Annotated in this window: 12 protein-coding genes and 1 pseudogene; 6 read left to right on the top strand and 7 right to left on the bottom strand. The window is 69.4% G+C overall.

Annotated elements, in window-relative coordinates; translation table 11 throughout:
* Nucleotides 1-4 precede the first annotated feature (4 nt).
* The 3 genes from BMG523DRAFT_RS26260 to BMG523DRAFT_RS05710 are packed head-to-tail and all read right to left on the bottom strand — an operon-like array spanning nt 5 to nt 2961.
* On the bottom strand, nt 5-1555 hold the full coding sequence (locus BMG523DRAFT_RS26260; RefSeq protein WP_235462898.1) for an ABC transporter permease subunit: 1551 nt from the start codon (nt 1553-1555) through the stop codon (nt 5-7).
* A gap of 6 nt (nt 1556-1561) precedes the next feature.
* Nucleotides 1562-1825 (bottom strand): hypothetical protein, encoded by a 264-nt coding sequence (locus BMG523DRAFT_RS05715; RefSeq protein ID WP_023840171.1) that lies wholly within the window; start codon nt 1823-1825, stop codon nt 1562-1564.
* Nucleotides 1819-2961: an ABC transporter substrate-binding protein gene (locus BMG523DRAFT_RS05710; protein WP_070982161.1), complete on the bottom strand. Its 1143-nt coding sequence runs from the start codon at nt 2959-2961 to the stop codon at nt 1819-1821. The genes BMG523DRAFT_RS05715 and BMG523DRAFT_RS05710 overlap by 7 nt, the downstream gene beginning before the upstream one ends.
* A 187-nt stretch (nt 2962-3148) precedes the next feature.
* Here BMG523DRAFT_RS05710 and BMG523DRAFT_RS26255 point away from each other — a divergent pair, with 187 nt between their 5' ends.
* Complete coding sequence (locus tag BMG523DRAFT_RS26255; RefSeq protein WP_347272503.1) at nt 3149-3604, top strand: hypothetical protein; 456 nt, start codon at nt 3149-3151, stop codon at nt 3602-3604.
* Between the two features lie 76 nt (nt 3605-3680).
* Nucleotides 3681-4133, top strand: a pseudogene (locus BMG523DRAFT_RS05700) (beta-eliminating lyase-related protein); the annotation flags it as partial.
* A gap of 86 nt (nt 4134-4219) precedes the next feature.
* Here the strand turns inward: BMG523DRAFT_RS05700 and BMG523DRAFT_RS05695 are convergent.
* Both BMG523DRAFT_RS05695 and BMG523DRAFT_RS05690 read right to left on the bottom strand, forming a co-directional pair.
* Nucleotides 4220-5017, bottom strand: coding sequence for a VOC family protein (locus tag BMG523DRAFT_RS05695; protein WP_035941068.1), 798 nt, complete (start codon nt 5015-5017; stop codon nt 4220-4222).
* 308 nt (nt 5018-5325) lie between these two features.
* Nucleotides 5326-6726, bottom strand: a complete 1401-nt coding sequence (locus tag BMG523DRAFT_RS05690) for a glutamate decarboxylase (RefSeq protein ID WP_011434653.1) — start codon at nt 6724-6726, stop codon at nt 5326-5328.
* Between the two features lie 379 nt (nt 6727-7105).
* Between BMG523DRAFT_RS05690 and BMG523DRAFT_RS05685 the strand changes: the two genes are divergently transcribed.
* The 3 genes from BMG523DRAFT_RS05685 to BMG523DRAFT_RS05675 all read left to right on the top strand — a co-directional run bounded on the left by BMG523DRAFT_RS05685 (nt 7106) and on the right by BMG523DRAFT_RS05675 (nt 10286).
* On the top strand, nt 7106-7270 hold the full coding sequence (locus tag BMG523DRAFT_RS05685; RefSeq protein WP_160323707.1) for a hypothetical protein: 165 nt from the start codon (nt 7106-7108) through the stop codon (nt 7268-7270).
* A gap of 91 nt (nt 7271-7361) precedes the next feature.
* Complete coding sequence (locus BMG523DRAFT_RS05680; protein ID WP_043590589.1) at nt 7362-7979, top strand: GNAT family N-acetyltransferase; 618 nt, start codon at nt 7362-7364, stop codon at nt 7977-7979.
* Nucleotides 7980-8648: 669 nt separating this feature from the next.
* Complete coding sequence (locus tag BMG523DRAFT_RS05675; RefSeq protein ID WP_011434650.1) at nt 8649-10286, top strand: mechanosensitive ion channel family protein; 1638 nt, start codon at nt 8649-8651, stop codon at nt 10284-10286.
* A gap of 134 nt (nt 10287-10420) precedes the next feature.
* Here the strand turns inward: BMG523DRAFT_RS05675 and BMG523DRAFT_RS05670 are convergent, their stop codons facing one another.
* Together BMG523DRAFT_RS05670 and BMG523DRAFT_RS05665 are read right to left on the bottom strand one after the other, a co-directional pair.
* On the bottom strand, nt 10421-10729 hold the full coding sequence (locus BMG523DRAFT_RS05670) for a GlsB/YeaQ/YmgE family stress response membrane protein (RefSeq protein ID WP_011434649.1): 309 nt from the start codon (nt 10727-10729) through the stop codon (nt 10421-10423).
* Between the two features lie 31 nt (nt 10730-10760).
* The gene (locus BMG523DRAFT_RS05665) at nt 10761-11351 is read right to left on the bottom strand and encodes a hypothetical protein (protein ID WP_023840176.1); all 591 of its coding nucleotides are present in this window, start codon (nt 11349-11351) and stop codon (nt 10761-10763) included.
* A gap of 515 nt (nt 11352-11866) precedes the next feature.
* Here BMG523DRAFT_RS05665 and BMG523DRAFT_RS05660 point away from each other — a divergent pair.
* The gene (locus BMG523DRAFT_RS05660; protein WP_235462894.1) at nt 11867-13348 is read left to right on the top strand and encodes an amidase; all 1482 of its coding nucleotides are present in this window, start codon (nt 11867-11869) and stop codon (nt 13346-13348) included.
* Nucleotides 13349-13457: the final 109 nt, after the last annotated feature.

Genomic DNA, 13457 nt, shown 5'->3' with positions numbered 1-13457 from the left:
TCGCTCATCGCCGGGTCTCCTGTTCCCGCAGGGTGTCGGCGATCAGCGCGACACCGATGACGAGACTTCCGACGGCGAGCGCCGGGAACAGCACCGTCCACCAGCCCTGCTGGAGGAAGACCCGGTTGTCGGCCACGGAGGCCCCCCACTCCGGGGATCCCGGTGGCTGGCCGAGTCCGAGAAAGGACAGGGTCGAGGCGGCGAAGACCGCGTCGCCCAGCCGCGACGGCGCCTCGACCAGCACGGTTCCGGTCACGTTGGGCAGCACCTCCCGCCACAGCAGCGACCAGAACGGCTCGCCGCGCAGCCGGGCGGCCTCGACATAGGGCTTCTCCCACTCGACCAGCACGGCCGCCCGCACACTGCGGGTCACGATCGGGACGAAGAACGTTCCGATGACCAGGACGAGGGTGGTCGTCGAGCGGCCCACGAGCGCCACCACCACCACGGCCGCGACCAGATTCGGGAAGACCGCGAGCACGTCGACGACCGCGAACGACGGCCGGCGGACGAGCCGCCGCTGGTCTAGCGATCCGCGCCGTCGGCGGTGCGTCGGATCCGCCGCCGACCGGCCCGGCGCACCGCCGACCGCGGGGCCAGCCGCGACGCTCGCCGCGGAATCCACCGTGATGTCGTTCACCGCGCCCTCCCCACCCGCACGCGCGGATCGAGCGGCGCGTACACCAGGTCGGCGACGACGTAGATGCCCATTCCCACCGCGCCGAGCACGATCGCGCCGGCCTGCAGGGTCGGCACGTCCTTGCTGGTCGCCAACGACAGCAGCTGGTCGCCGACGACAGCAGCAGGTCGCCGACGACAGCAGCAGGTCGCCGATGCCCTGGTAACCGAACAGCAGCTCGACGGTCACCAGTCCCGCGAGCAGGAACTGCAGCTGCACGGCGAGCGCGCTCGTCGCCGGCACCAGCGAGTTGCGCAGCACGTGCCCTCGCACGAGCTGCGCCTCGGACATGCCACGCACCCGCATCGCCCGGATGAACGGGCTAGCGAGGACCGCGGCTGTACTCGCCCGCACGTGCCTGGCGACATAGCCGGTGCACAGCAGGACCAGGCAGACCGCGGGCAGCAGCAGATGCCGGATCGAGGTCAGCGGATCAGCCCCCGGCGGTGCCTGCGCCGACGAGGGCAGCCAGTGCAGCTTCACGCTGAAGACCACCAGCAGGACGAAGGCGAGCAGGGCAAGCGTCGCGCTGTCGAGCAGACGTTCGATCACCAGCGGGCGAACGTCGACCCCGAGCGTGTAGGAGCGCCCCCAGTCACCGGTGACGAACCCACCCAGCCAGTGCAGGTAGCGGGGCATCAGCGGCTCGTCGAGACGCAGCTGGTGGCGCAGCGCGTCCACCGACGCCTGGCTGGCCTCCCGACCCAGCACGACGCGCGCCACGTCGCCGGGGATCAGTTCGGTGGCGATGAACACCAGGAAGCTGACCGCCAGCATGGTGACGGGGATCAGTTCGGTGGCGATGAACACCAGGAAGCTGACCGCCAGCATGGTGACGGGGATCGCCGCCAACCTCCGGGCCAGGAAACGCACCATGCCGGATCAGGCCCGGCTCACGGTTGTCAGGTCGAGGAAGGCCGACGGGTGGGCGCGTAGCCCCCTGACCCGGTCGGACCGGTAGGCCCGGACGGCCCCGGACCACACGGTGATGATGACCGGCACGTCCTCGTGAAGGGCCCGCGCGATGATCTCGGCCTGCTTCTTCCGCTCGGCGGGGTCGGTCGCGGCGTCGTAGGCGTCGGCCGCGGCGTCCAAGGCGGGGTTGGCGTATTTCGAACCGTTCCAGACCCCGTGGCTCTTCACCATCGGGATGATGAACTGGCTCGGCGTCGGGCGGCCCACCCAGCCGACGAGGTTCGCGGTGGTGAACAGCCAGGGGGTGTCGGTCTCCTGATTGCCGCCGTAGAACACGTCGGAGGTCTGCTGGTCGAGATCGACGGTGATCCCCACCTGCTTGAGCTGGTCCTGGATGACCAGCGCGTAGGCCTTGTTCGGGGCGTCGAAGCTGAGGGTGAACCGCAGATTCTCGACCCCGCGGCGGACAGCAGCGACCGGACCTTCGCCGCGTCCTTCGCGCGTTGCGCGAGGTCCTTCGGTGCGGCCGCGAACGCGGGCGCGAGAAGGTGGTCGTTGCCGATGACGCCGACCCCGTTGTAGACGGCGGTGAGGACACCCGGCCGGTCCAGCGCGTAGGAGATGGCCTGCCGGACCTCCTTCTTCGTGAACGGCGGCCTGTCGACGCGTAGGGTGAACGCGGTCAGGCTGGTACCGCTGGCCTTGTCGACGGCGATGGAGTTGCTTCCGGCGATCGGGACGACGAGGTCGGCCTCGGACAGGATCTGCGCGTCGATGGCGCCGCTCTGCAATGCCAGTAGGTCGGCCTGGGCGTCCTTGTGGAAGGTCACCTTGACGCCGTCGAGGTACGGCTTGCCGGCGTCCCGGTACTTCGGGTTGCGGCGCAGTGAGGCTCCCTGGCCGACGTCGTAGGAGTCGAGCCGGAACGGCCCGGTGCCGATCGCCTTCGTGGCGAACGTGCCGACCTTGTAGTCGCTCTTGAGCACGACCGCGTTGTAGTTGCCCGCGGAGACCAGGTAAGGGAAGTCGGAGAACGGCCGCTCGAGGTGGAAGACCACCGTGTCCGCCCCCGACACCGCCACGCCGCCGGCCTTGAGGACTGACGCGAAGGCGGACAGGGCGGCGGACTTGTTCGCCGGGTCCAGCAGCCGGTCGAACGACGCCTTCACGGTCGGCGCGTCCAGCGGGGTGCCGTCAGAGAAGAGCACGCCCTTGCGCAACGTGAACGACCAGGTGCGTCCCGCGGCGCCTGACGCGCCGGCCGCGCCCGTGTCCGCGCTGGATCCGGAGCTGCCGCAGGCCGCGAGGAACGCGGCGATACCGCCCGCGCCGGTAATAGCCGAGGGTCGGGCACAGTGCAATGACACGTACCCATACAACCTTGAGTACACGAGCGATATACGTTCCGTATGCCATGCTCGACCGATCGCTACGTCGCTACGCTAAGACCGCGGTGTGCGCACTACGATTGACCTACCTGACGATCTTCATCGGCAGGCGATGTCGATCGCGCGAGACACATCGCGGACCTTGAGCGAGACCGCCGCCGATCTCATGCGCCGCGGGCTGGGGCAGGGCCGGCCCACCCATGCCTACCTGCCCTTCGATCTGACCGTTCCCCCGGACACGCCACCGCGCGAGGTGCTCCAGGTCATCACCGCGTGCGGTGGACTGCTCAGCAGCGCGCTGGCCACCGCCGACCCCGCAACGCAGGCCTGGCATTGGGGGCCATGCGATCCCGAAGGCTTCGCGGCGATGGGCGTCGCCGAAATCCTCCTCCATACCTGGGACATCGCCGCGGGGCTGACGGTCCCCTGCCGGTTCCCAGCACCCCTGGGCATACGGGTGCTTCGCCGTCTGTTCCCCGATGCACCGGACGGAGACCCGGCTCAGGTGCTGCTGTGGTGCACCGGCCGGAGTGAGCTCGACGGCCGGCCTCGACGCACTTCTTGGAGGTGGGAGGCGACCACCAGCGCACGGCCGTTCCAGCAGCCCGCTCCACAGGTCTGACCCGGTTCAGCGTCCTGTGAGCGGTCCACCGGCCTGCCCGCGAGGTGGGCGGATCCGCTCCACTCGGCCAACGGTTTCCGGCGGCCGGGTCTGGTCGCTCGGCCGGCTGGCGGAGTTCCGTGCCATCGCCGACTCCGCCGGCGTGACGCTGCACTGCGACGGCGCGCGGCTGTGGAACGCCGCGGTCGCAAGCGCCGTCCCGCCGCGTCGCCTCGCGGCCGCTTTCACGACCCTGTCGGTGTGCCTGTCCAAGGGGCTGGGCGCGCCGGTCGGCTCCCTGGTCGTCTGTGATGCCGGCCGCGTCGGCACCGTCCGGGAGTGGCGCCGCCGGCTCGGCGGCGGGATGCGCCAAGCCGGCGTGTTGGCCGCGGCCGGCCTGCACGCGCCGCACCACCATGTCGACCGGCTCGCGGAGGACCATCAACGCGCTGCCGAGCTCGCCGCGCTGCTGGCCGACGCCGCACCCGGCCGCGTCGACCCGAAGGCGGTGGAGAGCAACATGGTGCTGGTCCAGGTCACCGACGCCGGGGCCGACAGTAACGGGCCAGCCCTCGGTTCCCGCAACGACAGTGCCGCGCCCCAGGCACATCCGCGGCGGGAACCAGGCCGGGCGGGTCAGCTCGCGGCGGCGGGGGCGGGCTCAGACTTGGTCGGGCCGACCAGCTTGAACACGGCGCCGGTTGGGTCGGCGGCGACCGCGAGGCGGCCGTAGGGGGTGTCCTCGGCGGGCAGCACCACCGACCCACCGAGTTCGGCGGTCTTCGCGAGCGCCGCGTCGGTGTCCCGCACGGCGAAGTACACCGACCAGTGCGCCGGGACGCCCTCGGCCAGGAAGCCCGCCGCGTCCATGATGCCGGCAAGCGCGCCCTCGTCCTTGCCGAAGGTCGCGTAGCGGAACTCCGGGGTGTCGCTGACGACGTGAACGTCCCAGCCGAACACGTCCCGGTAGAAGCCGACAGCCGCGGCGTAGTCGCGGGTGAGCAGTTCGAACCAGCCGGGGGCGCCCGGCTCGGCAAGCACCCCGAAACCACGGTGCAGCCCCGGCTGCCACATGCCGATCGCCGCGCCGGCAGCGTCGGTCACGACGGCCATGACGCCGAGCTCTCCGACGACCATCGCCGGGACGATCACCTGACCCCCGTGGTCCACGGCGGCGGCGACGGTCTTCTCGGCATCCGGCGTGGCCAGGTAGACCGACCAGCCATCCGGGACGGCCTCGTCCGGCTTGGGCATACAGCCGGCGACCTGGACACCGTCCTTCGTGAAGGTGAAGTACCCGCCGAACTCCTCAGCGGGATCCTCCGCCGTCCAGCCGAACAGCTCGCTGTAGAACGTCCGAGCCCGGGCCGGGTCGGAGGTCATCAGGTCGACCCAGCAGGGCGCTCCGGCCGGGGCGGTCTCTCGAGTGGGCATGATGTGCTCCTTCGTGTCGTGCGGACCCGTATCAGGCGGACCGTGCCACATCACCTTGGACCCCGGCACCGACAAAAATTCCTCGGCGGCCCGCGGCGCTTCTCCGAGCTCCAAGTGCTGCCGCGTGGCATCACGCCCAGGGTGCTCACCGAGTCCCTGCGCGGCCTGGGACGCGATGGCCTCCCCACCGGTCCACATATGTGGAGGTACCCCCGCTGTGGAGGTACCCCCGCGGATCGAGTACACACTGACCCCCCGCGGGCACTCGGTCGTCTTCGGCGGGTTCGCCCCCGCGCCCGGCGCCCGGCTCAGTGGTGGAACGATGACTCGCCGGGCCGGTCGCCCGCGGTGCGCCGGCCCGGATGGGCCAGCCGGTTCACCACCCGGCGCAGGTCGGCGATGAGCAGCCCGGCGAGGTCCCGGCTGAACTCGTGACGCACGACGACCCGCAACACCGCAAGATCGGTCAGCCCCGGCGGGAACCGGTAGGCGGGCACCAGCCAGCCACGGGTGCGCAGCAGCTCGGAGACGTCGAAGACGGTGTAGTCCGTGATGTCGTCACGGAGCTTGAACGCGAACGCCGGAATGCCGCTACCGTCGGAGACCAGTTCGAACGGCCCCATCGCCGCCACCTCGGCGGCCAGCCAGCGGGCGTTGTCCCGACACGCCTGGGCCACCCGGCGGTAGCCCTTATAGCCCAGTTGCAGCAGGGTGTAGTACTGCGCGACGACCTGTGCGCCCGGCCGGGAGAAGTTCAGCGCGAAGGTCGGCATCGTCCCGCCCAGATAGTCCACCTGGAAGACGAGTTCGGCCGGTAGATGCGCCCGGTCGCGCCACAGCACCCAGCCCACCCCCGGATAGACCAGGCCGTACTTGTGCCCGGAGGTGTTGATGGACACCACCCGGTCGAGCTGAAAGTCCCAGACCAGATCGGGGTCGCAGAACGGGGCGATGAACCCGCCGGACGCGGCATCCACGTGTACCGGAACATCGGGCCCTCCGGAGGCGGCGAGGTGGTCCAGCGCGGCCACGATCCCGGCGACCGGCTCGTAGCTGCCGTCGAACGTCGAGCCGAGGATCGCCACCACGCCGATGGTGTTCTCGTCGCAGTGCGCCACGGCCTCGTCGGCGGTCAGATGCGTGCGCCCCGGCGCCATCGGCACCAGCCGTGCCTCCACGTCCCAGTACCGGGCGAACTTCTCCCAGCACACCTGCACGTTGACACCCATGACGATGTTCGGCCGGTCGGCCGGGGCGCCGGCGGACCGGCGACGCGCCCGCCAGCGGCGGATCATGGCAAGCCCGGCGAGCATGCACGCCTCGGACGACCCCGTGGTCGAGCAGCCGACCGCGTGCTCGGCGTCGGGGGCGTGCCACAGGTCGGCGAGGATGTTGACGCAGCGTTCCTCCAGCGCCGCCGTCTGCGGATACTCATCCTTGTCGATCATGTTCTTCGGGGCGCACTCGGCCATCAGCCGGTCGGCGTACGAGTCCATCCAGGTGGTCACGAACGTGGCCATGTTCAGCCGCGCCTTGCCGTCGAGCATCAGCTCGTCGTGGACGATCTGGTAGGCCGTCTCCGGCGCAGTCGACTCCTGCGGCATCCGGAACCGCGGGACTACGACCTCCTCGCCCAGCGGGGCCAGGTGCGGCCGTACGTCGACCGTCTCCTCCGCCCGATCACCACTCGCCTGACGATGTAGAGCCATCCTGGATAAACCTCCTAGCCGCGCCGCTGCGATACCGGTTTCAGGCCATGGCCCCCGAGCGGCGCAGCGAGCGGAGCACCTGCTCCTGCTGATGCGGGAGCAGCGTCGGATCGCGTGCGCCGAGCGCGCGCCGCAGCAGGTCGTCCGCTCGAGTGTCCTCGCCGGCGGCCGCGCCACATCAGCGGCACGCCACCGGACCGGACCACTATCCGGCCCGTCCGGCAAGGCGACCGTACCGGCCGCGACCGGCACAAAGTAGCTCGACGGGCACGCTCGATGTTGCCAGCGGTGGACCACTTTCGACTTCTCTCCGCTGCCGACCAATCCGAAGGTTCCCCACGGTGTGTTTCTCGTATGGATCACCTACACCGATGGGGCGGTGAATCTCAGCGGCGAACGCTGGATCAACCACCCGGACGGCTATGCCATGACGAATCTCTCCGTGCGGCCCCGCGCCGGCCATCCCGATCAACTGATGGGCCGGGTTCATCTGCAGGGATGCAGCGGTTACGCCGTCGACCCGATCTTAAAACCCGGCCGGTGACCGAACCACCGAACGCCAGGATGGGTGACTGCCGCGGGTTCAGCGCTCCAGGCCGTTACCTTCCGGCCCGGTGAACAGGCAGGATCGATCTGTGCGGACACGGCGGGCATCAGAGGAGGACTGGGGCGCGATCTGGCCGATCTGGCGGGCCGTTGTGGTCGAGGGCGAGACTTGCGCCTGGACACCGGACACCGACGAGGAGGTCGCGAAAAGCGCGTGGATGCTGCCCCCGCCGGCCGAGGTTCTGGTGATGGAGGAGGACGGCCCGGGCGACACCTCGATCGTCGCGACCGCGCTGCTCACACCGAGTCAGCCGGGTCTGGGAGATCATGTCGTCCAGGCGATGCTGCTCGTTGATCCTAAGCGGGTGGATCACGGGGCTCCGCGCGGCGGGGCCGGAATGTACCGGGGCTACGGGCCGTACGGGGGACGTAGCTACTACGGCGGCCGGGGAGCCGAAGGCGACCGCTGGGAGAGCGTCAGCCGGCAGGCCGCGGAGCAGATGATCGAGTACGCGGCCGATCTCGGCTACCGGGCGATGCAGCTCAACGCCGTCGTCGCAGCCAATCCACGGTTGGTCGCGCTGTGGCGCTCGCTGGCGTTCCGCCTCGTCGGGACCCTTCCGGCGGCCTTCCGCCATCCTTGGCTCGGCGACGTCGACCTCCACGTGATGTACCGCTTCCTGCCCCCCCCGGGAACATTGATCTAGCGACAACTGCTACGAACACCGGCGTCTCCACGTAGGCGGGGCGATACCCCAGGTCCGCCAGCGACACACTCCCATACCCCTTCCACACCTGGACAAAAGATTCTACAGCAGGAGCATCGCCTCCAGTCCCACTTTCGCCGCCGTGAATGGGTGGCGGTCGCATTCTGGAACACGTCGAACTCGACGTGTTCCACCACGGCCGGCTCGGCGCCGAGCAGTTGACACCATATCTTGCAGACCCGCGTACCTTTCTTCCCTGCCAGGTAGCTATTTTCAACGAGACACAATCTGGCGACGGAGGACGGCGTGTTTCCGCGAAGGACCCGTTCGTGTCACGATCACACCTATGGCGACGCCGGTAGAACCACGTTTTTCTTGTCCGCACCACACGTCTATATTCGTGAACGAAGTCGGATGGGGACCCACCGCAATCGTCCGCCCCACCCTTCAGGCAGACGTGATTCGGATCACTTCATTGGATCTGAATGTTCCGGGCAGACCAACCCCATGCATGTGACTGCTACGCCCTCGCTGCGACTGCCATCGGAGCCCTGCGCTGGGCCCCGGCGCGGGGAACGGCAACCGGGCACACTGTGACCCGGACCCGTATCCCAGGCCGACATCGAGCCTTTTCATCCCTGACCATGGCCCAGGACGAGGAGCCTGTCTGTGCGTCTGAGCGCCGCGCCCGATCTGTCCTTCTCCGACATGCAATCGACCGTCGCCGTCCTGACGATCCTGGGCGGTGCGGTCCTGCTGGCCCTGGCCGTCTCCGTATTGCTGCACCGCATGGCCAGACGGATCGGCCGCCATTCGGAGATCGTCGCCGATCTCGCACAGCGCGGTAAGCGGCCGACGCGACTCACGCTCGTGCTGGTGGCCCTGCTCGTCGGCCTCACCTCCACGGCTGAACAGACCTGGACCGGGGCAGCCCTGCGAGTGTCTAATGTCGCCCTTATCGCTGGAATCGCCTGGTGCGTCACGGTGCTCGCGTTCGCCTTCGAGGACCTCGCGCTCGCCCGCTACCGAATGGATATCGTCGACAACCGGCATGCCCGCCGGGTGCGCACCCAGGTCACCCTGCTCCGACGGATCACGGTGGCCATCATCTCGATCATCGCGGGCGCCTCGATGCTCATGACGTTCCCGAGCGTCCGCGTCGCCGGCGCCAGCATCTTCGCCTCGGCCGGCGTGGTCGGCATCGTCGCGGGGTTGGCCGCCCAGACCTCACTGTCCAACGTCTTCGCCGGACTCCAACTGGCCTTCACCGACGCCATCCGGGTCGACGATGTGGTGGTGGTCGAGAAGGAGTGGGGCAGGATCGAGGAGATCACTCTCACCTACGTCGTCGTCCACATCTGGGATGACCGGCGGATGGTCCTTCCGTCGACCTACTTCACCACGACACCGTTCCAGAACTGGACCCGCAAGGAGTCCGCGGTCCTCGGTGCCGTCGAGCTGGACCTGGACTGGGCAATCCCGATCGACGAGATGCGGGCCGAGATGCACCGGGTCCTGGACGCCACGGACCTGTGGGACAAGCGAGTCTGCGTCCTGCAGGTCACCGACGCCATCGATGATCACATCCGCATCCGCGTCCTGGTCAGCGGCAAGGACGGACCGACCGTGTTCGACCTGCGCTGCCACATGCGCGAGGCACTCGTCCGATGGGTCCAGCACAACCATCCGACAGCTCTGCCCCGGACCCGCATCGAGTTCGACGCCTCCGCGCACCTGCTCGGTCTGCGCATCCCGGATCAGGGCCGGGCCGATGACCGCGACGGCCGCCACCCCGATCCGTCCGGCAACGGCCGGCACAACTATCTCCACGGCCGCGACCATCCCCACGGCGACCATCCCGATGGAGACCATCCCGACGGCAGGTCCGACCGGCTCCGCAAGACGAACGGCATCCGCCGCGGCGAAGAACCAGCGCGGGCGGTTCCCGTCCCAGTGCAAGGTCTCCTCTCCCCCACGATCATGGATGCCACGAACTCGGCCGCGGTTACCGCCGCCGGCAGCGCGAGCCGGGAGGCGGAGACCGGTACGGACGGCGGGACGAGCACCGCGCCCACGGGTGCGCCTGCCGACGCCGCCGAGGACGCCCGGCTGTTCTCCGGCGCGAGTGCCGACGCCGCGGAACGGGCGCGGAACTTCAGCGAGACCAGCGAGACCAGCGAGCATGACAGCTCCGCTTCTTCTCCACCGCCCCGCGACGACGACGACGATGACGACGCGGCGCAGCCAGGGGAATCGACCCGACGCCAAACGACACCGCAGGCGCCAAACGACACCACAGGCGCATAACGACACCACCGAAGGCTCCGGCCCAGCTCCTCCGCAGGTGGAGGACCCAGGCCGAAGCAGGCGTCGGGTCAGAGCAGGTGCTCTGTGTGCTGCTGACCGGATCGCGGTCACCCGGTCGCCGGCGGGTATCGCGATTACCGGCGGGCGTAACGACGGCTGCGGGTCGACCCCGACCGGCCGCCGTGGCCCCCCACGTTCCGCCACACCAGGAGAACCAGGATGGCACCGATGATGGACCCGAGAATGCCGGACGGCTGCAGAGCGCCTTCGCCGACATCCTTATTGAACAGGACGTAGCCGAGGAATCCTCCGACGAAAGATCCGATGATTCCCACCACAATGGTGCCGAGAATCCCGATGGGATCCCGGCCGGGCAGCAACACGCGTGCGACGGCCCCGGCGACAAGTCCGAGCAGAATCATGACGACGATGAAGGTGATCATTAGTTTTCTCCCTACGAGGTGGTTGGATTACTCATCCCCGGCGCCGCCGTCCCCGCCGGACCACCAGCAGCAGCACCACCGTGCCGGCCAGGACCCCACCCGTGGCCTTCGGGTTGCTCCGCATCCGCTGCCCGACGGACCGCGCGGCTTTCCCGCTGGTGGCGAGGGTCTTCTCGGCCGCCCCCTTCGTCTTCTCGGTGGCGACCGACACATGGGGAGCAAGGGTCTGGACGGCCTCGTTGACCTTCTGGCGCACCTCGGCGGCTCCGCCGGCCACTCTGGCCCTGGCGCCCGGGGTGGTCATGTCCGGGCCGGCCAGGTCCGGGCCGCTGACGTTTCCCGGCTCCCTGACGTTTCCCGGCTCCCTGACGTTTCCCGGGCCGGTGACGTTTCCCGGGCCGGTGACACGTGAGGCGGAGGTGGTCGCGGCGATGACGTCGGGGCTCGGCGCCGGGGAAGCGTGACCGTTCAGGCCGGGTGCCGGGCCGGCACCTACCCTCTCGGTACCGGTCGGGACCGGGGGGACCGGAGGGCACGCGAACGGAGCCGTGGTCGTGTCGTCGGCGGGAAGCGACGCGGTCCGTGCGGGCTCCGGCATCACTGAACTCGGGTCCATTGGCATCGTTCGGTTCCTCCCTGGAAGGTGTCGGTGTCTGACCTGGAGACCGGGTCCGATCTGGAATCAACGGCTGAGCTGGTCAACGGCTGAGCTGGCATCACGCTCGGCCCGTCCGACCGGGACCGACGCGGACCACCTCGCCGAGCCACATCTGCGATCAGGCCACATCTGCGATCAGACCTGCCGCCGGCTCCCCGTGACTCGCGGAGAAAGCCGACCGGGCGGGATGTTCACTAGCCGTACTTCTCATCGTCATACCCGGAATCAATGCGGATAACCCGATGTAGACGCCCTGACAGGACACGGGGCCGCGTCACCGATGCCCAACACTATCCACAAACACATAAATGCCACATAACGGCTAATATATCGATCATGGCTCATCTCTCCCCAACCTGCCCACAGCAGGGGACAATGGGAGGTATCAGGCGATCGACGGTGCGGACGACCCGGCGTCGGCTACGGTTCGGACAGCAGCCATGAGCGTCAGGGGGTGGCTGATGTCGGATGTGCCCACAATGCCCTCCGCAGCCGACCGGAACGGTCCGCTCGAAGGCATCCGCACACTGGCCGCACGCCTCGCCTCCGGCGAGATGACGTCCCGCGAGCTCGTCGAAGCCGCGTTGGCCCGGACAGCGGCGACCCAGGCCACCCTTAACGCCTTCCGCTGGGTACGGGCCGAGGCGGCCCTGACAGAGGCCGAGGCGGCGGACGTCGCGCTCGCCGCCCGCCGCGGCCGTCCCGGCCGGGACGGCCGCGGCGGCTGGTGGAGCACGCCGGGATGGCGACCGCTACTCGGCGTGCCCATTGCGATCAAGGATGACACCGACCTGACCGGTACCCCCACGGCCTTCGGCGCCATGGGGGAGTTCCCCCCCGCGGTCCGGGACAGCGAGATGGTGCGACGGCTGAAGGCGGCCGGTGCCATCATCATCGGCAAGACCAACACCCCCGAGTTCGGGCAGTGGCCGTTCACCGAGGGCCAGGCGTTCGGGGTGACCCGCAACCCGTGGGATCTCGACTACTCTCCCGGCGGTTCCTCCGGAGGCGCGGCGGCCGCGGTGGCCGCGGGGCTGGTACCGGCTGCGATCGGTTCGGACGGGGCGGGCTCCGTGCGCATCCCCGCCGCCTGGACCCACCTGGTCGGGATCAAACCGCAGCGGGGGCGCATCTCGAGCGCCCCGGTCCGCGAGCAGTTCAACGGGCTCACTGTCTACGGCCCGCTAACCCGAACCGTCGCCGACGGGGCCCTGCTGCTCGACGTCCTGTCCGGCAGCCTGCCCATCGACCGCGCTCGACCGCCGGCGCCGGCCGAGCCGTTCCTCACCGCCGCCGGCCATCCCCCTCCCCGCCTGCGGATCGGGCTCTCCCTGCACCACCCGTACAGCGGGATGCCGGTGGCCCTCGATCCGGCCGTCCGGGCCGCCGTGGAACGGATGGCCGAGATCCTGGCCCGCTGCGGGCATGACATCGTGCCGGTGGAGCCGCCCTACGGCCTGCTTGGCACGATTTTCCTGCCGCGGTCCATGGACGGCATCCGCGACTGGGCCGGGCGGGTGCCCGATCCCACCCTGCTTGACCCGCGGACCATGGCCAACGCGCGGACCGGACGGATGCTGCGCCCGTTCCTCCCGCTGACACGCGCCGCGGAACCGCTGGCCCGGCTCAACATCGGCCGCGTCTTCCGGCGGGTGGACGTCATACTCGCCCCGACGACCGCCACTCCGCCGCCCCGGGTGGGCGAGCTCAACCGGGAGAGCAACTGGGCCACCGACCAGGCGATCGTGGCGGCGTGTCCCTACACCTGGCCGTGGAACGTCCTCGGTTGGCCGGCCGTCAACGTACCGGCCGGACGCACCGCGGCGGGACTGCCCGTCGGCGCCCAGTTGATGGGGCCGGCGAACAGCGAGACCCTGCTGATCTCCCTCGCGGCGCAGGTGGAGGACAGCGAGCGCTGGCACCTCCATCAGCCGGGAGAACGCTCGGCCCACGCGATCTGACGATCTGACCCGACGGGCACCCGATCCGACCTGGTCCACGGCCCGACCTGGTCCACGGCCCGATCTGACCTTACGGGTAGCGGGATGTTACCGAATAGCCGAAATGCGA

Source organism: Frankia sp. BMG5.23 (assembly GCF_000685765.2).
Lineage (GTDB): Bacteria > Actinomycetota > Actinomycetes > Frankiales > Frankiaceae > Frankia > Frankia casuarinae.
Note: the sequence above shows the minus strand (reverse complement) of the source record. Positions and strands in the feature narration are given on the sequence as shown.

Coding starts and splice junctions, on each gene's coding strand:
- BMG523DRAFT_RS05695 (WP_035941068.1), bottom strand. CDS start 5,017: ATGCCCACTCGAGAGACCGCCCCGGCCGGAGCGCCCTGCTGGGTCGAC.
- BMG523DRAFT_RS05690 (WP_011434653.1), bottom strand. CDS start 6,726: ATGGCTCTACATCGTCAGGCGAGTGGTGATCGGGCGGAGGAGACGGTC.
- BMG523DRAFT_RS26260 (WP_235462898.1), bottom strand. CDS start 1,555: ATGGTGCGTTTCCTGGCCCGGAGGTTGGCGGCGATCCCCGTCACCATG.
- BMG523DRAFT_RS05715 (WP_023840171.1), bottom strand. CDS start 1,825: ATGGTGAAGAGCCACGGGGTCTGGAACGGTTCGAAATACGCCAACCCC.
- BMG523DRAFT_RS26255 (WP_347272503.1), top strand. CDS start 3,149: ATGCGCCGCGGGCTGGGGCAGGGCCGGCCCACCCATGCCTACCTGCCC.
- BMG523DRAFT_RS05660 (WP_235462894.1), top strand. CDS start 11,867: ATGCCCTCCGCAGCCGACCGGAACGGTCCGCTCGAAGGCATCCGCACA.
- BMG523DRAFT_RS05665 (WP_023840176.1), bottom strand. CDS start 11,351: ATGCCAATGGACCCGAGTTCAGTGATGCCGGAGCCCGCACGGACCGCG.
- BMG523DRAFT_RS05670 (WP_011434649.1), bottom strand. CDS start 10,729: ATGATCACCTTCATCGTCGTCATGATTCTGCTCGGACTTGTCGCCGGG.